Raw genomic sequence first — 19,019 nt, forward strand, 5'->3', positions numbered from 1 at the left:
GCTAGGCATTTGTCAGATGGGTATCTGTCAGTGATTCAGCGAGTTAGGCAACAGTATAGCAAAATGTCAGGCTAATTACTCTTACGGCTCATTGAAGTAGACGCAAACATACGAAAGCCTACGCTACATTGATTGGATTTTATCCCGTAGTAATGGCAAATGACGGCGGCTGATGGCAAGCTTGTCGGGTAAGCCTTTGAAACACACTTGGTACTGGCCTTGGTCAATCGCTTCAAGCATTTCTAGGTAGTTAAGATTGATTAATGCATTGCGATGGATACGAAAGAACGCATCACCAAATTCTTGTTCAAGCTCTTTGAGCGTTTCATCAATTAAAACTGTGCCACCTTTATGACGGATTTGCACGTATTTTTGGTCAGCCGTAAAGTAATAAATATCTTGCAGCGCAATCAGCTCCACACCACGATGGGTACGCGCCGCAATATGCTGACGATTGGACTGTGCTAGCGGATCTTCTAATCGACTGATTTCATTGAGCTGTGCATTACTAAGCAATGACGCTCTTGATAGTACCTGTAACAACTCTTCTTTGTTGGCAGGCTTTAGCAAATAGCCAATCGCGTGTGCTTTGAATGCGGCAATCGCATAATGGTCGTACGCGGTCACAAAAATAATGGCGGGCGCATTATTAAGCTCATTGAGCTCTTGGGCGCAGCGGATACCATCCATTCCTGGCATCCGAATGTCTAATAAAATTACATCGGGTGCGAGTTCTTTGACTTTTGCAATGGCCTCCATACAGGTGGCTGCCAGGGCAATTACCTCATGTCCCTCTTCTCTTACGATACGCGCCAACCTCTCTCGGGCTAGTGGCTCATCGTCACAGATCACAATTCTCACTGTTTACTCCTTTGCTCCTTTGAGGTCAAAAACACATGCCTTTAACCCTACAAATCTTACGTACTTCAAAATCTTATGCCAAATCCAACAAAACCTCTTTATGAGCAATCAAACTCTTATAAAATAGCGCTTAACTGATTAGATAAACTAATAAACGCATTTTATTAAGTAGATGCAAATTAATATATCATAGTTTGTTAAATAAAATGTAAAATGCCGCGTTAGATTGGTGAATTTTTTATGCCAATTCCGACTAACAAAATAAATGGGCTAAAAAGCTGCGACATCTTTGAGGGGATAGCGAATTTGAGTGATTAACAATTGACCAGATAATTCAAAGTGAATACTGGCTTCATGACCAAAATACTGACGCAAAATTGCCACTTGGCTATTAAACTGCAGTTTTTGGCGAATATCTTGACAAATCAGCTGATACGTTGTTGCCGGTAGCTCAATTTCGATATCAATTTTGGCAACATCGTTTTGCCAATCGATACTAATAATAATGTGAATGGGGTCGGTGCTGTTTTCAACAATCAGTACGATCAGTTTTTCAATCACTATTTGTAGCGATAATGAGGTAATTACCATGTCATAGAGCAAATCTTCATCGGGCAAATGCCAAGTTACTTTCAGCTTTTTATCAAAACGGTATTTTTCGATGCTCAAATAGCTTTCGCATAGCTCCATCTCATCAAGTAGCGCAATCTCACGCGTTTCATCAAAGCTCACCCGATACAGATTCGAGATATGACAAATCATTCTCTCGGCTTCATACGCATCGGTTTCTATCAGATATTGCATAGTATTGAGTAGATTAAAGAAAAAATGCGGGGTGATACGCGCCTTTAACTGCTCGTTTTGCTCGATGAGTTTCTGTTGGTTACGCAGTTCAGCGCGGCGAATATTTTGGTACTGTATCTCAAAAAAGGTGAGCAGCACCGCTATCATCAAAAAGGCACATAAAGTATTCACCAGGGTTTCTAGTATCAGCGTATTTAAACTGACTTCATAGCCCAGTGTGAAAAATAACAGCAACCGACCTAGCAAACTCAGTACCGGCACGATAATAAATGAAGTCGATAGCAGATAGGCGGTGATTTGTTTTGAACGCCAATTAAATTCTCTGAATTTTTTGGCAGAATTCGCCACAAAAACCATTTCACCCGTCACAGTTAAGATAGTAATCACCACCGTTTCAATGCTATGGCGGATAATCAAACTGATATCATTGGTAAAAGTTAAATACGTTAAAATCGAAACCAGTGAAAAAAAAGCGATATAGCTTGCCCACAGTTTGATGGTCTGTTTTTCGCTCAGATTGGGCAGGAAAAAAGTGCTGGTGAGCGGCTCTTTAATCCGCTTGAGTGAAATTTGTGAGGCATCCTCAGTTTTTGCTATACTAGCCCTAGATTTTGCAGAGGGAATTAGCAGCTCTAGCAATCTCATTGTCTTTATTCCTTTCAAACTTACACAAAAAATGGACGTATTATGAGCAATCAAATTTCCGCTGATTCTAGCACATCTAGTATGTGGGGTGGACGTTTTAGCGAAGCCACTGACAGTTTTGTCGCTGAATTTACCGCGTCTGTCGGATTTGACCAACGTTTTGCCAATCAAGACATCGCAGGCTCGATTGCTCATGCCACCATGCTGGCCAAAGCGGGGATTATCACCGAGGCAGACAAAGACCAAATCGTTGGCGGTTTGACCCAAATCAAACAAGAAATCGCCAATGGTAAATTTGTTTGGTCAGTGGCGCTTGAAGACGTGCACATGAATGTGGAGTCTCGTCTGACCGCTATTATTGGCGATGTCGGCAAAAAACTGCATACAGGTCGTAGTCGTAATGACCAAGTCGCAACCGATATCCGTTTATATCTGCGTGACCAAACCGATATTATTTTAGGATTGTTAAAACGTCTACAAACGGGCTTACTGGATTTGGCAAGCCAACATACCGACACTATCATGCCAGGCTTTACCCATCTGCAGACCGCGCAGCCTGTCAGTTTTGGTCATCATGTGATGGCATGGTTTGAGATGCTAATGCGTGATAGCGAGCGCTTGATTGATGGTCGAAAACGTATCAACCAAATGCCCCTAGGCGCCGCAGCGCTGGCAGGTACGACTTATCCGATTGAGCGGGAATTTACCGCACAGCTATTAGGCTTTGAAGGGATTTGTCAAAATTCGCTGGATGCCGTATCCGACCGTGATTTTGCCATTGAATTTGCCAGTAGCGCAAGCCTGTTAATGATGCACTTGTCACGTATGAGTGAAGAAATCATCTTGTGGATGTCAGCGCAATTTGGGTTTGTGGTCGTCCCTGATCGTTTTTGCACGGGCTCATCGATTATGCCACAGAAGAAAAACCCCGATGTGCCAGAGCTGGTACGGGGTAAAGCTGCACGCGTGTTTGGCGATATGATTACCCTATTGACATTGATGAAAAACCAACCGCTGGCTTACAACAAAGACAACCAAGAAGATAAAGAGCCGTTATTTGACGTGGTAGATACTTTAACAGGCTCTCTACTTGCTTTTGCTGATATGCTACCAAACTTGATTCCAAACAAAGAAAATATGCGTGCCGCGACCATGAAAGGTTATGCGACCGCCACCGATTTGGCGGATTATCTAGTGCGTAAAGGCTTAGCCTTCCGCGACGCGCATGAAGTAGTGGGTAAAGCAGTAGCATTAGGTGTGCAAAAAGGCGTGGATTTGAGTGAATTATCGCTCGATGAGCTTCAAGGCTTTAGCGACTTAATTGGTGAGGACGTGTTTGAATATCTGACCCTTGAAGGCTCGCTCAATGCCCGTAACCACATCGGCGGTACAGCGCCCAATCAAGTCAAAATGGCGATTGAGCGTGGGCGTCAGCGTATCGAACAATTAGGTCATTAATATGCCAAAACTGTTCTCGTATGGCACATTACAACAAGAAAATGTACAGCTTGCTACCTTTGGGCGTACACTGGTGGGTAGTAAAGACCAACTCATTGGCTACCAGTTGGGTGAAATCGAAATTACCGATGACGATGTGCTCGCCACAAGTGGCAAACGTTTTCATCCGATACTACTTAAAACCAATAACCCAACCGACAAAGTGGCAGGTGTGATTTTTGAGATTACCGAGGATGAGCTTGCCCAAGCCGACCGCTACGAAGTCGATGCCTACGCACGAGTAGAAGGTCACTTTGACAGTGGTGCTACTGCTTGGATTTATGCCGATGCTAGCGACACAGCCTAGCAACTATTAAAAGGATAACAAATGGAAACTTATAACCCCGCTGACCACATGGTCATGTGCCGTAAATACAAACAAAAGCTACCCAAAATGCCAAAACCACCGTTCCCAAACAAGCTTGGCGAAGAATTGCAAAACACCGTGTCAGCCAAGGCGTGGAACGAATGGCTAGAGCACCAAACCATGCTCATCAATGAGAATCACTTAAGCATGATTGACCCAGAAGCCAAAAAATTTATTACCGAGCAGCGCAATAAATTTTTGGATAATGAAGACTATGAACGCCCAAAAGGCTGGACAGCGCAAAAATAACCTTTAGCATGTATTCAACAAGTCTTTGACAAGGATTTTCAATGTCTCAATCGATTGAAACTATTGACCAAAAAACACGCTTAAAATCTATTTTAGGCGGGTCAGCGGGTAACATGGTCGAATGGTACGACTGGTATGCGTATGCAGCTTTTACCTTATATTTTGCGCCTGTATTTTTTCCAAAAGGCAATCAAACCGCTCAATTATTAAGTGCCGCAGCGATTTTTGCGGTGGGTTTTGTCATGCGACCGATCGGTGCATGGATAATGGGCGTTTATGCGGACAAGAAAGGTCGTAAAGCAGGTCTTACCCTATCAGTAACATTAATGTGCTTAGGCTCACTGATGATTGCGGTTACCCCAAGTTATGACAGTATTGGGATTTTCGCCCCAATACTGTTGGTGACTGCTCGTCTAATTCAAGGTATCAGTGTTGGTGGCGAATATGGGGCTAGCGCCACTTACCTTAGCGAGATGGCGGGTAAAGATAGACGCGGATTTTTCTCTAGTTTTCAATATGTTACGCTGATTTCTGGGCAGTTAACAGCGCTGGTACTTCTGATTATTCTACAGCAAGTTTTAACCCCTGCTGAACTCAAAGCTTGGGGTTGGCGGATTCCGTTTGTCATTGGGGCTTTGTTGGCGTTTTTTGTATTTTATATTCGCCGTGGTTTGCTTGAGACCGAATCCTTTAATAAAGTTGATACCAGTAGTTCGCAAAAAAAATCCGGCGCATTGGCTTTATTTAAAGAACACCCGAAAGCGGCATTTACTGTCATTGGATTGACGGCAGGCGGTACGTTGGCATTTTATGCTTACACCACTTACTTGCAAAAATTCTTGGTCAACACGTCAGGGTTTAGTAAAGAGTCAGCCACGCAAATCACCGCTATTGCGTTATTTATTTTTATGCTCTTGCAACCTGTCGCTGGGGCATTATCCGATAGAATCGGGCGTAAACCGCTGATGATAGGATTTGGTGTGATGGGGGTGTTATTTACTTACTTTATTTTTAACACCTTGGCAGGCACGACAGACCCGTGGATGGCGTTTGCGTTATGTTTGTTTGGTCTGATAATCGTCACAGGCTATACGTCAATTAATGCGGTGGTCAAAGCTGAAATGTTCCCTGCGCATATTCGTGCGTTGGGCGTGGCGTTACCCTATGCGATTGCTAATACTTTGTTTGGCGGTACAGCGGAGTATGTGGCACTATCCTTCAAGCAAGCAGGTCATGAAGAATGGTTTTTCTTGTATGTGACGATTATGATTGGGATTTCATTGATTGTTTATACTCGTATGAAAGATACCAAAGAGCATAGCTTAATTAATCATGACTAGCCCATTAATAAACGGATAAAGTTATCCAACAAAAAACCCCAAATAGATTTATTTGGGGTTTTTGCTTTTTTGGTGTTGATTAAACCATGACAATCAAAGTTTAACCCATTTAGGCAAATAATAAATAACGCAGTTAAAGCCTTAAGCTTGCGCTTCTTCTTTACGCACTGACAGTTTTTCACGGATACGTGCTGATTTACCAGAACGGTCACGTAGGTAGTAAAGTTTGGCACGGCGTACATCACCACGACGTTTTACTTCAATTTTTGCAATTTGTGGTGAATGGGTTTGGAACGCACGTTCGACACCTACACCACTAGAGATTTTACGTACGGTAAACGCAGAGTTTAAGCCGCGGTTACGTTTAGCGATAACAACACCTTCAAATGCTTGTAGACGCTCACGGTCGCCTTCACGCACTTTTACTTGTACGACAACAGTGTCACCAGGACCAAAACTTGGTACGTCTTGCTTAAGCTGGCTGTTTTCGATTTGTTGAACCAAAGGATGTTTGTTACTCATGAGATTTTCTCCTCTCACTGGGGACAGAGGCTAAGCTGACTAAGGTTGGTTGATGTCAGCAAATGCGCATACTCCCCGCTAATTTTATGTGCCTTGATAGCAATCGACACGATTAGGGCATCCGTCAAGTGGATGAATCTGGGTTGCTGTCTTTAGCAGATTGCGCTGCTTCTGTCAGCCATTTTTGTTGCTGTTTGGTGGGCACAAAGGCTTGCCACAAATCAGGACGTCTTAGCTGGGTGCGTGTTGCCTGCTGAATAAATCGCCACTTGGCGATATTGGCATGATGCCCTGACAACAGCACATCAGGCACTTTGATGCCTTGATATTCAGTCGGCTTGGTATATTGTGGACAATCGAGCAAGCCATCCACGAAGGAGTCTTGCTGCGCCGATAAATCATCGCCCATCACATTGGGCAATCGGCGTATCACACTATCCATCAATACCATCGCGGGCAACTCGCCCCCTGTCAGCACATAATCACCAATTGAGCACTCGATATCGACATACTGACTCAGTAGTCTTTCATCGATGCCTTCATAACGACCGCATAACAAAATCAAGCCGTCATATTGGCAAAAATCAAGCACCCTGCTTTCGCTCAGTGTCTTGCCTTGTGGCGATAAATACACCACAGGACAGGTTTTACCGCGCGCATTGGCTTGCGTTTTGGCGTAGTCGATGGCTTTTTGTAACGGTTCTGCCATCATCACCATGCCAGGACCCCCACCAAACGGACGCTCATCGATACGCCGATAATTGTCTGTGGTAAAGTCTCTTGGGTTAATCAGCAAGATTTCCGCTTGCTTGCGAGCCAGCGCCCGCCCAGTGATGCCAAAATCAGTAATACTAGCAAACATTTCGGGCAAAATGGTTATCACCGCAAAAAACATACGCTACACTCACTTTAGCTTGGCATTAACAACGCCTTGTTGATTGACAAACTCGCATCGAATAAACGCTAGGTACCCGTCAATGATGAATACGCAAATGTTAATCATCAATGCTAGTTATCAATGTTTAATAATCACTGCCCCAATCAACCATCAGGGTCTGCTCGGCTAAATTTACCTCGCCAATGGTCTGTTTGTGCCAAGGAATCAGTCGTTCTTCGCCATCCACACTATCAGCAGTCGGCTCGACTACCATAATGGCATGGGCCCCTGTTTCAAACAGCTCTTTTACACGTCCTAAAATGACATTTTCTGACTGGCTAATCACCGTCAAACCAATCAAATCTGACCAATAATATTCGTCTTCTGCAAGCTCAGACAGATTGTTTTTTTCTGCCCAAAGGCTCACGCCAAACATAGTTTCTGCGATATTGCGGTCGGGTACTTCGTTAAGTTGTACCACGTAGCCTTTACCTTGTTGTCGCCAGTTTTTTACCGTTAAGGTCTTTTGACCCATGGCAGTATTGATGACCCAAGGCTGCATATGAAATATCGCTTCACGGTCTTCAGTAAAGCTAAATACCCATAGCCAGCCATGAATGCCATAAGGCTTTTTTAGCTCGCCGATTTTAAACAGCGATGCGTTAGCCTCATTGGTATGCAAGTCTGTCGGTTGTTTTGCCATATTAAAGTCCGCTCTACTTAATTTTTATAAAAAATTAAGCAGTTGCTTGTGCTTTGCTAGCTGCTTTAAATAAAGCGGCAACACGATCAGAAGGTTGTGCGCCTTTGTTGATCCATGCTTGGTAAGCGTCAGCGTTGATGCGTAGTGGCACTTCTTGACCTTGCGCTAGTGGGTTAAAGAACCCGATGTTTTCGATGTAACGACCGTCACGGGCATTGCGTGAGTCGGTTACCACGATTTGATAAAATGGGCGTTTTTTCGCACCACCGCGTTGTAAACGGATAACTACCATAATGTTCTCTCTGTGAATGCAATCAATTGAATCTAGTTCAGTGGTTAGAGCCTAAAAGACCCAAACAATTGAAAAAACGGCATAAATACAGTTTTAGCAAAGTTTAGGTACACCAAAAAGGGCAATAGTTTAGCATATTTTTATCAAAATCAATAGCTTTTTGGAGTAAATTTTGACTTTTTATATTTAGCGCAAGTTTAATCAAATTTAAGCGATAGCATCACTCACCAGTCCATAAAACCAGTGCATAAAAAAGGCGCTTATTTGCGCCTTTTTTACAATTTAATAGCCGATTATCGTATTATCTTATCATCGTTTCAATCAGCACATACACCCCTGCCCCGACCAGATAGCCAATCAGTGCAAGCCAAGTGATTTTTTTCATGTACCACATAAACGGGATTTTCTCCATACCCATCGCTGCCACGCCCGCGGCTGAGCCGATAATCAAACAGCTGCCGCCTGTCCCCGCACAATAAGCTAAAAACTCCCAAAACATGCCATCTTGACGAAACAGCTCAAGGCGCGCGGCTTCAGCTGCCGCCGCTTGCGCGATACTGGCATCGATGGTCAGCGGATACATATTCATTGCCCCTGCTACCAGAGGCACGTTGTCCACGATTGAGGATAACAAGCCAATCATGACATTGATGACATACACATTGCCAAAAGTGGCATCCAGCCATTTTGCTACGTCACCGAGTATGCCCGCAGTGGCAAGCGCTGCCACCGCCAATAAAATACCGAGGAAAAATAAAATACTGGGAATATCAATACGGCTTAATACGCCTTCAACCCCGATACGCTCACGAATATAATGATCTTGGTGACGGTGCATGATTTCAGTGACCATCCACAGTACTGCCAAGCCAAACAACACGCCCACATAAGGGGGCAAATGGGTAAGGGTTTTAAAAATTGGCACAAATGCCAATGCACCCAAACCTAGCAGTAACACTGTCATGCGCGTTTTTTGACTGATGCTGTCTTGGGCGTTGGATTTGATGGTAGCACGTAAGCTTTCAATACGCTGCTCTATAGGCATGCTAGCCAATTCACTGTCAGATTCTTGTCCGCTTGGCAGTACAGGCGCGTTCACGGTTTGACCTTTGAGTCGCATCATCACCAAACCCATTGGGATTAATGTACATACAATACTTGGGATAAACACATTTGCCATAATGCCCGTTGCGGTAATCTGCCCACCAATCCATAGCATGGTGGTGGTGACATCACCCACAGGTGACCAAGCGCCACCTGCATTGGCCGCAATCACAATAAGACCTGCAAAATACCATCGCATTTTTTGGTCATCGATGATTTTTGATACCAGTGATACCATCACAATGGTGGTGGTTAAGTTATCGAGTAACGATGAGAGAAAAAAGGTGATAATCGTAATAATCGCGAGTAGTTTACTGGCATTTTTGGTATGGATTTTATCGGTAATCACTCGAAAGCCATCATGCGCATCAATCAGCTCAACAATCGCCATCGCCCCCATCAAGAAGAACAAAATCTCGGCGATTTCTGCCAAATGCTCACGTAACTGCTCGCCGACAAAATGCAAGGAATCTTGATGATTTGCAAGGCTGGCGGTCACCGAATGGTTGGCAACAAGCGTATCGATACCAAAGGTCAGCAGTACCCATAACGCAATCGCAGTCAGTAGCGCGCTGGCAGCTTTGTTGACATGGATGTTGTGCTCAAAGGCAATCGCCATATACCCTAATATAAAAATCCCTGCTATCACCACGTATAACATTATCGCTACCCCTGTTATGCTAATACCCACATGCAAAATATCTTAACCTTAGTTGGCATTATACGGTAAAATTATCGCCAAATTCTAGCGACACGCATTTTGACTAGCCTAGCTCAATTTGCGCCAACCGACAACAGGACAACCCCATGACGACGTTATCAACTACGCCAACTTTAATTATCCCTGCCATTGACCTCAAAGACGGCAAATGTGTCCGCCTCAAACAAGGGCGTATGGAAGACGATACCGTATTTAGTGATGACCCTGTCGCAATGGCAAGCCGCTGGGTAAAAGAAGGCGCTCGACGCCTGCATTTGGTGGATTTAAACGGTGCTTTCGATGGCGTGCCGGTGCATAAAGACGTCGTCACCGCGATTGCCAAAGCCTATCCAAATTTACCCATTCAACTCGGTGGCGGTATTCGTAGCCTTGATACCATCCGTCATTATCTAGAAGCGGGTTTGACCTATATTATTATCGGTACCAAAGCAGTCGAACAGCCTGAATTTGTTGAACAAGCGTGTCAAGAATTTGCCGGTCATATCATTGTGGGTATTGATGCCAAAGATGGCATGGTAGCGACACATGGCTGGGCAAATGTCACCGATGTCAAAGCGGTGGATTTGGCAAAACGCTTTGCCGATGCAGGCGTATCTTCTATCGTCTATACCGATATTGCGCGTGATGGCATGATGCAAGGCGTCAATGTCGAGCAAACAGTCAACTTGGCAAAAGAAGGCGGTATTCCGGTGATTGCCTCAGGTGGGGTGACGGACTTACAAGACATTGAAAATCTAAAACCCTACAGTGATTATCTTGAAGGTATCATTACAGGCCGTGCCATTTATGAAGGTACTCTCGATATTGCTGCGGCGCAGGCGCTACTCGATAGCTAGCAGGCGCTACTCGACAACTAAATGATATTTAATTCGCTATATGACGGAAGGTCAGATTAATTCTACCTTCCGTTACTTTTTTGGTTTTAGGCAGGCTGTGCAGCCAATGGCGCTGGGTCTGTCCGCGCATGACAATTAGCTGTCCATTTTGCAAGGGAATCTCGACTTTTTCCTTGGTGATACGGTGCTTGAATACAAATTTACGGGTTGCCCCTAATGAGACAGACGCGATAATGGGTTCATTACCCAGTTCGCTTTCATTATCGGCATGGTAGCCCATACCATCATCGCCTGTGGGGTAATAATTAAACAAACAAGCGTTAAAATTTGCGCTCATCTGTTGCTCAGCCAGCAGCAGTTCTATGTGCTGTTTTAATGCCAAAACATCTGCTGTCCAAGGCGTTGCCGTCTTACGTTGTCCAGAATAGTGATAATCGTTTTCACTCATCCACACGATTTGGCGGTGGGTGACATGGGTTTTGCCAAAAATTGTGACAACGTCATGCTGCCAAGGTAACTGCGTTAAAAAATGCCGATAAAGCGCATTGGGCTCATCAGCGGGGTTGTCAAAAACCTGCCCAAAATCATTGACAATGCCATCGTAGGGCAACAAATTCTCGTTGGGATTGGCGGCAAATAATGTCATGTTAGCTTGTCAACTTCAGCTTTTGAAAAATGAGCTTGGCGCATAATTCTGGTGCTTCAAGTGGCAGTAAATGTCCATAGTCATTGAGCACCGTCATTTGCTCCTTGGGCACGAATTTATCCCACATTTGGCGCACTTGTTGACTGATAAACATCGACGGCTTACCGATGATTAACTGCACAGGCACTTTGTTGTCGGCAATAAGCTGTTGTAATGGCTTCATAATCAGCGGTGTACCAAAATAATTGGCGAGTTCTTGCTTGGGTGAAAAACGTAGCGTGAGTTCAGCCTGCTCACCTGCCTCTAAACTATTTGTGGCATAGGTTAAAAGGTGTTCATCGGTGATACGTTTGTACGCTTTATGACGGCGAAGAAATTGATAATACGCATCCACACTGTGCCAGTCAGCTTGTTTGACTTGGGTACTTTTAAAGGGTTCTCGGGTCATTTTCACCATACGTGGCACCAGGCTATAAAGCTTACCTTGCTGATTGGTAAAGGTGACAGGCTCAAGCAAATAAAGCGCGCTAAACAAATCTGGGCGTTTGGCGGCTGCGATAGTGGTGGCAGTTGCCCCTTGTGAATGCCCAATACCGATGATTGGTTTGTCCTGTGTTTTTTGCAAAAATTCGATTAAGACATCCGCATCTTCTTCACGAGTCATTTTGTCCGCGGTCGGTTTATCGTACCATTCCCCCCGCATGGTTAGCGCGGTGATATTAAGATGTTGCGCTAAGTCGCTCAAGAGTGGCTCGTACACGCCTAGGGCAAAGCCGTTGCCGCCGTAAAAATGGGCAGTCTGGCTGGCGGTGGGGTTTTTGATGTTATAGTATTTGGCATTTTTGCCGTTTAGATTGATGCGTTGTTCTTCCATGCCAATTGTCCTAATTAATCACTTAATCACTTAGTCACTTGATTATAAGACCCAGTGAAAAGTTATAACTACCCCTTTTGTGACTTGCCATTCACCCTTGCCGTTGGGCGGTATCAAATCTAGCGTAAGTTAGCCGTACCTTTATTTAATCATCTTCCCCCAAGAACCCGCCACTTTGTCTTGCCCATAATTTGGCATATACACCATTTTGAGCTAAAAGCTGGGCATGGCTACCTTGCTCGACAATTTGCCCTCTATCCATCACCACCAATCTATCCATCGACGCAATTGTCGATAATCGGTGAGCAATCGCAATCACGGTCTTGCCTGCCATCATATCGTTAAGGCTGTCAGTGATGGCGTATTCCACTTCGCTATCGAGTGCTGAGGTTGCTTCATCGAGCAGCAGAATCGGCGCATTTTTGAGCATCACACGGGCGATGGCGATGCGCTGGCGTTGTCCACCCGAGAGTTTGACCCCTCGTTCACCGACTTGGGTATCCAAGCCGACATTGCCTTTGGCATCGCTTAAATGTTGGATAAACTCCCACGCATGCGCTTGTTTGGCGGCGCTGATAATTTGCTCATCGGTGGCATCTGGGCGACCATAGGCAATATTTTCTCGCACGGTGCGGTGCAGTAGTGAGGTGTCTTGGGTGACCATGCCGATTTGTTGGCGTAAGCTTTCCTGGGTGACATCGCTGATGTTTTGATTATCAATCAAAATCGCGCCGCCATCGACATCATAAAAACGCAGTAGCAAATTCACCAAGGTTGATTTACCTGCCCCAGAGCGTCCCACTAGACCGATTTTTTCACCTGCCTTAATTTCAAGGTTAAAATCATCGAGTAGTTTTTGCTTGGCATCGGTGTCATTGGTTTTATTGCCACTGCGACCATAATTAAAATCGACATGGCTAAAGTTGATTTCGCCTTGGGTGATGAGTAAATCCCTAGCATTCGGCTTATCTACCACGGTATGCGGTTTTGACAAGGTTTTCATGCCGTCCTGCACGGTACCGATATTCTCAAACAATGCCGCCGTTTGCCACATTATCCAGTGGGTCAAGCCGTTAAGACGCATCGCCATCGCAGTCGCTGCCGCAATCGCTCCCACGCTCAAGCCGTTGTAATACCACAGGTACAAACCGAGGGCTACCGTAGTACCGACCAACACCACATTAATCAAATGATTGACCAGTTCAAGGCGGGACACCCAGCGCATTTGGTCATGCACCGTATCCAAAAACTGGCTCATCGCATCTTTGGCATAAGTTAGCTCACGGCGAGAGTGGCTAAATAATTTTACCGTCGTGATATTGGCATACGCATCCGTAATCCGCCCTGTCATCAAGGCACGCGCATCGGCTTGGCGACTGGCAGAGTTTTTAAGCTTGGGGATAAAATACGCCACAGTGGCAAAGAACATCACCATCCATAACAGAAATGGGATGAGTAACCAACCATCAAGGTGAAATAAAATAATGCCACTACTGACAAAATACACCAATACATACACCAGCATATCGGCAATGGTCATAATGGTATCGCGCACCGCAAGCGCGGTTTGCATCACCTTGGCAGATACCCGCCCGGAAAACTCGTCTTGATAAAACTGCATGGATTGACCGAGCATTTGACGGTGAAAACGCCAGCGCATCTGCATCGGGAACACGCCTTGCAAGGTCTGAAAATGAATCAGCGAACTTAACCCAACCAAAATCGGGCTGACCACCAACACGGCCGCCATCATTAGCAAACTATCGCCTTTTTCTGCCCACAGATTAGCGGGCGTATAAGCACCCAGCCAGTTGACGATATCGCCAATCCACTTATAAAGTAGCGACTCATACACGCCTATCAAGCCTGTCAAGAACATGAAGGCAAAAATCCAACCACGCAGACCCTTGGTACACGCCCACAGAAACTTCAGAAAATTATCCGTCGGTAGGTTGTAATTGTCTTCTGGATAGACTTCCAGACGATTTTCAAAAAAACGAAATAAACCCATAATTGATTATCAGTAGTTTAAAATTATCTGTGTTATTTTAGCAGATATTGAGGATTGATAGCAGGGTTGCCGACGGCTAGCTACAATCCTTTACATACAAGTAAACAATTTTCAACTTAATCCTAAGAGGTAGTTATCAAAACTTTTTTATCGCCATAAAAAAGCCATTATTCTAGAATAATGGCTTTTTTTGAGGCTTTTTTTGAAGCTTAGTCAACCGCTACAATATTGGGTAAAAGTGCTAAAATAAAGCAATACAAATGATATTTTTATGAAGCCTTATAAAGTTTGTGCGATAGATTGATGATAAGGCAAATTTACTGCGGTTAATTCGCCTTTTTTTATCCACTAATCAAACCGATAAATATCCATACCCAGATTATAGTGAGCAAAGCTTTCATGCACCACCGACATCACATCCCCTGCGCCCCGCGCAAAAAATACAGGCAATAAATGCTCGGGCGTTGGGTGATTGTGGCGAGCCAAGCTATGCGTCTGCCAATCAAACATCGTTTTGTCATTGGTTTTTAGCTGATCTATTATCCAGTGTTTAAAGGTTTTGGCTTGCGGCTCAATCTGTTGGCTGTTAAAACGCACGCCATACAAGTTATGGGTAATACTACCCGATGCCACAATCAACACCCCTTGTTGCCGTAGCGGCGCAAACAACTGCCCAAGCTGATACAACTGACTAGGGCTAAACCCGTGTGGCAACGACACCTGCACGATTGGCACATCGGCATTGGGGTACATGTGTAGCAGCGGTGTCCAGACACCATGATCAAATGGTTGATTGTCGACCACTTTAACCGCCACTTGCATTTGCGCTAGCTGCTTGGCTATACTTTGCGCAGCCGCGGTATGACCGGCTGCGGGGTACTGGATTTCAAATAGCGCTTTAGGAAAACCCCCAAAATCATGTAAAGTGCGGGGAGCGGGATTGGCATTGATCAGCCACTCGCCACTTTCCCAGTGCGCCGACATGATGATGATAAGCTTCGGCTTGGGTAAAGCTGGACCGAGCTGATGCAGCGCCTGAGTAAATGGCGTATCTTCGATCGCAATCGTCGGTGCCCCATGCGAGATAAATAAACTCGGCAGCGTTGGCTTGTCAATGCTTGCGCCGAATACATCAGTTAATGTTAAACCCTTCATGGCGACCTCCTATTTTTATTAGCTAAAATTTTTATTACCTAAGATTTTGATTAACTAGGCACTGACCGCTTGTCCGCGATTATCGAGGGAGAAAGCACCAGCGCCTGCGACAGATAAGTATAAGAAAGCAAAACTATACAGCACAGCGGCTTCCCCTTGATTGAGCAGTGGCAACCAAAAATTATCAATGCCCGCGTGCATCATAAAGTATGCCACTGCCATTTGACCTGACAAAATAAAAGCGACAGGACGCGTAAAGCACCCTAAAATCAGTAACACGCCACCGACCAATTCTAACACGCCTGCTAAGCCCATCAGCGAAAACAATTGCAAGCCATCAAACATCGCTACATGCGGCACCCCAAATAATTTTGCCATACCATGTAGCATAAAGGTGTAGCCCAGTACAATGCGAAGTAAGCCAAGTACATAAGGTTGGTATCGAGAAACATTGTTCATTGTTGTGTCCTATTAGTCTAAAATTACAGTCATGAATATATGTGATGACGCCATTATAGTGATATCTTATTAAGAGAAAAATACATAAAATATTGATATATTATTTCTTATTAATTGATAATTAACATGACGCATTCAAGCGTTAATTCATTGGAAGCATTAACTCACTGAAGGATACCCATGGATACGCTCAAAAGCTTGCAAGTGTTTCGCACCATCGTAGAAAAAGGCAGTTTTACCAAAGCCGCTGACGCACTCGATATGTCGCTTGCCATGGCCAGCAAACACTTACAACACCTTGAAGCCTATGTGCAAGCCAAGCTGTTACATCGCAACAACCGTAATTTAAGCCTCACTGAAGTCGGTCAACAATACTATGCAGAAGCGGTACACGCCCTAGATATTTTGCAGCAGGCAAAAACCAAGGCACACGATGGCAGTGTATTGCCAGAAGGAAAACTGCGAATCATTGCACCGGTATGGTTTGCCACGCCGTATTTTGTCAATCTGCTTGCCAAATTCCAGCAGGATTATCCCAAAATTGAGCTAACAGTTGATTTGGAAAATCGCTTCACCGATTTGATTGCTGAGGGCTATGATTTAGCGCTGCGGGTGGTCAACACGCCACAAGATAATTTGATTGTCAAACCGCTGGGCAAAATAGATTTTTATTATGTCGCAAGTCCGCGTTTTCTTGCGCGGCACGAGCCGCCTACGTCTGCAGAGGTGCTCAGTAACCTGCCAGGGATTTTACCCAACTATACGCACATGGCAACCACACTCAAACCCTATAACAGCAGTAATAACACCGTGATGATGGCACAGATGGCACTGACAGGCATGGGCGCTGCGATATTGCCTGAATGGCTGATTGAGGATGAAATTGCGCAAGGACGACTGGTCAAATTGTTTGAGCAGCCATTTAGCAGCGTAGCGATTTATGCGGTCTATATGAATCGGGCATTTTTAAATTTAAAAATACGCTTATTAATTGATTTTTTGGGGGAGAACTTAATAAAAAACGATTAGCCTGTTAACTGTTTCTCTCCTTTAAGTCACGAGCCTTAGCGTCAATTGGGCAACGGAGCCGGCATCCGACTGGTTCATGTTGTTTGAATTGTACAAGTTGGGTATTGACTATTGCTATTAGTATGCGCATTATCTGATTATGTATTGCAATAATTTTTAATAAAAAAATTTTTCATATAACAACAATTTAGTAGAAAAATATTCGTTTAATTTTTCACCAAAATATTTCTCTTGCATCAATTTGGTTCATGTCATGATTTTTATGCGCCTATGGCGTAGATTTTTTGTTTTACACTGCACCAACTTCAATAATTCGACTAATTTTGGTGCAAAATCGAGCGATTTTTAATCTATTTTTCAATTATTTAACAGCCTTTTGCTTTGTTTTTTTGGCATGAAACTTGATGAATTATTTAATAAATCATCTAAGTAAGTTATCTAATAAATTATTTATAAGATAATTTTTCAAAAAATGACTGCCATCGTGAGGCAAAAACTCTTCCACCTTTTGTCATGAACAAGGAGCCAATAATGCCAATTGCCAAAGCATTTGATGAACTGCAACTCGCCGATGGGCAATATAGACACTCGGCACAACAGGTGGGTGCTTGGCTTCAAGAGATGAATTCAGACACGTTAATTAGTTTGAATAATCAAGCATCGGATATTTTTTATCGCCGCGGCGTGACCTTCACTGTGTATAGCGATGCCAGCAACATTGAGCGCATGATACCCTTTGATATCATCCCGCGCATCATTGACATCCAAGAATGGCAAGTGATGGAAAAAGGCTGCCAACAACGTATCCGCGCGCTCAATCAATTTATCCATGATATTTATCACGAACAGGCGATTGTCAAAGAAGGCATTGTGCCAAGCGAGTTTGTGTTTAAAAACAGTGGCTACGAGCCGTGGATGCTGGGTATCAACTTGGATAAACCCGTCTATGCTCATATCAGCGGCATTGATTTGATTCGCGACCAGCACGGACAATATTGTGTGCTCGAGGACAACTTGCGCACCCCTTCTGGCGTCTCTTATATGCTCGAGAGCCGCAATGTGTCGCAAACCTTACTAAGCAAGCTCTACCAATCTCAATCGGTGTTACCGGTGGCGGACTATCCAAAACGGTTAAAGGCGTGTCTATCGAGCACCACCAACAAATACGACCCACAAATCGTGGTACTCACCCCAGGACGTTTTAACAGTGCGTATTATGAGCATGCGTTTTTGGCGCGTGAGATGAATGTGCCCTTGGTGCATGGCTATGATTTGATTGTAGAAAACAACCATGTCTACATCCAAGGGGTGCGCGGCAAGGTACAAGTGGATGTGATTTATCGCCGTATTGACGACCCATTTTTGGATCCGTTGGCGTTTTTACCCGATTCAATCTTGGGGGTGTCAGGGCTGATGAGTGCGTATCGCGCAGGCAATGTGGTGATAACCAATGCCCCAGGCACAGGGATTGCTGACGATAAAAGCCTTTATCCGTTTGTACCCAAGATAATTGAGTATTATTTGGGTGAAAAACCGATTTTACCCAATGTGCAAACCTATCAATGCAGTGATGCCGATGAGTTGGCATATGTGCTCGACCATATGCCAGAGTTGGTGATTAAAGAAACACAGGGCTCGGGAGGATATGGGATGCTGATAGGACCGACGTCAAATAAAGAGCAAATTGCCGCTTACCGCAAACGCTTACTAGACAATCCAGCAGGATTTATCGCCCAGCCGACCATTAGCTTGTCCACCAACCCAACCGCGGTTGCCAGTGGCATCGCACCGCGCCATATTGATTTGCGTCCTTTTGTATTGTCACATGGCGATGGCACAGTGGATATTGTACCAGGCGGATTGACACGAGTGGCAATGACCGAAGGCTCATTGGTGGTCAACTCATCCCAAGGCGGCGGGGTAAAAGACACTTGGGTGGTCGATACCGTCAATGGCAAACTCAGCGGCAAACAAGGCAGCGCTCATTTGGGCACCATTCAAACCAACCATGAACGAAAATCGCAATC

The 19,019-nt window shown here is 44.6% G+C and carries 18 protein-coding genes and 1 pseudogene; 7 read left to right on the plus strand and 12 right to left on the minus strand.

What is annotated here, in order from left to right:
- Positions 1 to 123: 123 nt before the first annotated feature.
- Positions 124 to 861, minus strand: a complete 738-nt coding sequence (locus tag RT422_RS08450) for a LytTR family DNA-binding domain-containing protein (RefSeq protein ID WP_313421970.1) — start codon at positions 859 to 861, stop codon at positions 124 to 126.
- A 270-nt stretch (positions 862 to 1,131) separates the two neighbouring features.
- A complete protein-coding gene (locus tag RT422_RS08455) occupies positions 1,132 to 2,310 on the minus strand; it encodes a histidine kinase (RefSeq protein ID WP_065253853.1) in 1,179 nt (392 codons plus the stop codon).
- Positions 2,311 to 2,391: 81 nt separating this feature from the next.
- On the opposite strand from RT422_RS08455, the gene argH reads away from it, so the two are divergent.
- From argH to RT422_RS08475, 4 genes are read left to right on the plus strand one after another with little or no spacing between them, the layout of a single operon-like run.
- Positions 2,392 to 3,768: an argininosuccinate lyase gene (gene argH, locus RT422_RS08460; RefSeq protein ID WP_313422010.1), complete on the plus strand. Its 1,377-nt coding sequence runs from the start codon at positions 2,392 to 2,394 to the stop codon at positions 3,766 to 3,768.
- 1 nt (position 3,769) lies between these two features.
- Positions 3,770 to 4,114, plus strand: coding sequence for a gamma-glutamylcyclotransferase family protein (locus RT422_RS08465; protein ID WP_313421971.1), 345 nt, complete (start codon positions 3,770 to 3,772; stop codon positions 4,112 to 4,114).
- A gap of 21 nt (positions 4,115 to 4,135) precedes the next feature.
- Positions 4,136 to 4,423 (plus strand): oxidative damage protection protein, encoded by a 288-nt coding sequence (locus tag RT422_RS08470; RefSeq protein ID WP_007115982.1) that lies wholly within the window; start codon positions 4,136 to 4,138, stop codon positions 4,421 to 4,423.
- Between the two features lie 41 nt (positions 4,424 to 4,464).
- Positions 4,465 to 5,763: an MFS transporter gene (locus RT422_RS08475; protein WP_284035040.1), complete on the plus strand. Its 1,299-nt coding sequence runs from the start codon at positions 4,465 to 4,467 to the stop codon at positions 5,761 to 5,763.
- Positions 5,764 to 5,904: 141 nt separating this feature from the next.
- Here RT422_RS08475 and rplS read toward each other — a convergent pair whose 3' ends face one another.
- From rplS to nhaD, 5 genes are all read right to left on the minus strand, one after another.
- A complete protein-coding gene (gene rplS, locus RT422_RS08480; RefSeq protein ID WP_007115984.1) occupies positions 5,905 to 6,285 on the minus strand; it encodes a 50S ribosomal protein L19 in 381 nt (126 codons plus the stop codon).
- 124 nt (positions 6,286 to 6,409) lie between these two features.
- Positions 6,410 to 7,180, minus strand: a complete 771-nt coding sequence (trmD, locus tag RT422_RS08485) for a tRNA (guanosine(37)-N1)-methyltransferase TrmD (protein ID WP_313421972.1) — start codon at positions 7,178 to 7,180, stop codon at positions 6,410 to 6,412.
- A gap of 127 nt (positions 7,181 to 7,307) precedes the next feature.
- Positions 7,308 to 7,865, minus strand: coding sequence for a ribosome maturation factor RimM (rimM, locus tag RT422_RS08490; RefSeq protein ID WP_201665363.1), 558 nt, complete (start codon positions 7,863 to 7,865; stop codon positions 7,308 to 7,310).
- A 34-nt stretch (positions 7,866 to 7,899) separates the two neighbouring features.
- Complete coding sequence (rpsP, locus tag RT422_RS08495; RefSeq protein ID WP_007115987.1) at positions 7,900 to 8,157, minus strand: 30S ribosomal protein S16; 258 nt, start codon at positions 8,155 to 8,157, stop codon at positions 7,900 to 7,902.
- A 301-nt stretch (positions 8,158 to 8,458) separates the two neighbouring features.
- Positions 8,459 to 9,922, minus strand: a complete 1,464-nt coding sequence (gene nhaD / locus RT422_RS08500; protein ID WP_313421973.1) for a sodium:proton antiporter NhaD — start codon at positions 9,920 to 9,922, stop codon at positions 8,459 to 8,461.
- Between the two features lie 146 nt (positions 9,923 to 10,068).
- Here nhaD and hisA point away from each other — a divergent pair, with 146 nt between their 5' ends.
- Positions 10,069 to 10,818, plus strand: a complete 750-nt coding sequence (hisA, locus tag RT422_RS08505; protein WP_050325620.1) for a 1-(5-phosphoribosyl)-5-[(5-phosphoribosylamino)methylideneamino]imidazole-4-carboxamide isomerase — start codon at positions 10,069 to 10,071, stop codon at positions 10,816 to 10,818.
- 28 nt (positions 10,819 to 10,846) lie between these two features.
- On the opposite strand, the gene RT422_RS08510 is transcribed toward hisA, so the two are convergent.
- The 5 genes from RT422_RS08510 to RT422_RS08530 form a co-directional block, all read right to left on the minus strand.
- Entirely contained in the window at positions 10,847 to 11,464 is a 618-nt protein-coding gene (locus RT422_RS08510; protein WP_076774737.1) for an alpha-ketoglutarate-dependent dioxygenase AlkB family protein, read from the minus strand.
- Position 11,465: 1 nt separating this feature from the next.
- Positions 11,466 to 12,338 (minus strand): alpha/beta fold hydrolase, encoded by an 873-nt coding sequence (locus RT422_RS08515; RefSeq protein ID WP_076774735.1) that lies wholly within the window; start codon positions 12,336 to 12,338, stop codon positions 11,466 to 11,468.
- A gap of 145 nt (positions 12,339 to 12,483) precedes the next feature.
- Positions 12,484 to 14,349, minus strand: a complete 1,866-nt coding sequence (locus RT422_RS08520; RefSeq protein ID WP_076774733.1) for an ABC transporter ATP-binding protein — start codon at positions 14,347 to 14,349, stop codon at positions 12,484 to 12,486.
- 348 nt (positions 14,350 to 14,697) lie between these two features.
- Positions 14,698 to 15,504 (minus strand): class III extradiol ring-cleavage dioxygenase, encoded by an 807-nt coding sequence (locus RT422_RS08525; protein ID WP_313421974.1) that lies wholly within the window; start codon positions 15,502 to 15,504, stop codon positions 14,698 to 14,700.
- Between the two features lie 54 nt (positions 15,505 to 15,558).
- Positions 15,559 to 15,963 carry a DoxX family protein gene (locus RT422_RS08530; protein ID WP_060995992.1) on the minus strand — a complete coding sequence of 135 codons (405 nt, stop codon included), beginning with the start codon at positions 15,961 to 15,963 and terminating at the stop codon, positions 15,559 to 15,561.
- Between the two features lie 180 nt (positions 15,964 to 16,143).
- Here RT422_RS08530 and RT422_RS08535 point away from each other — a divergent pair, with 180 nt between their 5' ends.
- Both RT422_RS08535 and RT422_RS08540 read left to right on the plus strand, forming a co-directional pair.
- Positions 16,144 to 16,992 (plus strand): LysR family transcriptional regulator, encoded by an 849-nt coding sequence (locus RT422_RS08535; RefSeq protein WP_313421975.1) that lies wholly within the window; start codon positions 16,144 to 16,146, stop codon positions 16,990 to 16,992.
- Positions 16,993 to 17,523: 531 nt separating this feature from the next.
- Positions 17,524 to 18,936 (plus strand): annotated as a pseudogene (locus tag RT422_RS08540) (circularly permuted type 2 ATP-grasp protein); the annotation flags it as partial.
- Positions 18,937 to 19,019: the final 83 nt, after the last annotated feature.

Origin of the sequence: Moraxella sp. CTOTU49803, assembly GCF_032097965.1 — a bacterium.
Lineage (GTDB): Bacteria > Pseudomonadota > Gammaproteobacteria > Pseudomonadales > Moraxellaceae > Faucicola > Faucicola tetraodonis.

Excerpts from the sequence above, each read along its gene's own strand:
- RT422_RS08455 (WP_065253853.1), bottom strand. The coding sequence starts at position 2,310 with ATGAGATTGCTAGAGCTGCTAATTCCCTCTGCAAAATCTAGGGCTAGT.
- argH (WP_313422010.1), top strand. The coding sequence starts at position 2,392 with ATGTGGGGTGGACGTTTTAGCGAAGCCACTGACAGTTTTGTCGCTGAA.
- RT422_RS08465 (WP_313421971.1), top strand. The coding sequence starts at position 3,770 with ATGCCAAAACTGTTCTCGTATGGCACATTACAACAAGAAAATGTACAG.
- RT422_RS08470 (WP_007115982.1), top strand. The coding sequence starts at position 4,136 with ATGGAAACTTATAACCCCGCTGACCACATGGTCATGTGCCGTAAATAC.
- RT422_RS08475 (WP_284035040.1), top strand. The coding sequence starts at position 4,465 with ATGTCTCAATCGATTGAAACTATTGACCAAAAAACACGCTTAAAATCT.
- rplS (WP_007115984.1), bottom strand. The coding sequence starts at position 6,285 with ATGAGTAACAAACATCCTTTGGTTCAACAAATCGAAAACAGCCAGCTT.
- trmD (WP_313421972.1), bottom strand. The coding sequence starts at position 7,180 with ATGTTTTTTGCGGTGATAACCATTTTGCCCGAAATGTTTGCTAGTATT.
- rimM (WP_201665363.1), bottom strand. The coding sequence starts at position 7,865 with ATGGCAAAACAACCGACAGACTTGCATACCAATGAGGCTAACGCATCG.
- rpsP (WP_007115987.1), bottom strand. The coding sequence starts at position 8,157 with ATGGTAGTTATCCGTTTACAACGCGGTGGTGCGAAAAAACGCCCATTT.
- nhaD (WP_313421973.1), bottom strand. The coding sequence starts at position 9,922 with ATGTTATACGTGGTGATAGCAGGGATTTTTATATTAGGGTATATGGCG.
- hisA (WP_050325620.1), top strand. The coding sequence starts at position 10,069 with ATGACGACGTTATCAACTACGCCAACTTTAATTATCCCTGCCATTGAC.
- RT422_RS08510 (WP_076774737.1), bottom strand. The coding sequence starts at position 11,464 with ATGACATTATTTGCCGCCAATCCCAACGAGAATTTGTTGCCCTACGAT.
- RT422_RS08515 (WP_076774735.1), bottom strand. The coding sequence starts at position 12,338 with ATGGAAGAACAACGCATCAATCTAAACGGCAAAAATGCCAAATACTAT.
- RT422_RS08520 (WP_076774733.1), bottom strand. The coding sequence starts at position 14,349 with ATGGGTTTATTTCGTTTTTTTGAAAATCGTCTGGAAGTCTATCCAGAA.
- RT422_RS08525 (WP_313421974.1), bottom strand. The coding sequence starts at position 15,504 with ATGAAGGGTTTAACATTAACTGATGTATTCGGCGCAAGCATTGACAAG.
- RT422_RS08530 (WP_060995992.1), bottom strand. The coding sequence starts at position 15,963 with ATGAACAATGTTTCTCGATACCAACCTTATGTACTTGGCTTACTTCGC.
- RT422_RS08535 (WP_313421975.1), top strand. The coding sequence starts at position 16,144 with ATGGATACGCTCAAAAGCTTGCAAGTGTTTCGCACCATCGTAGAAAAA.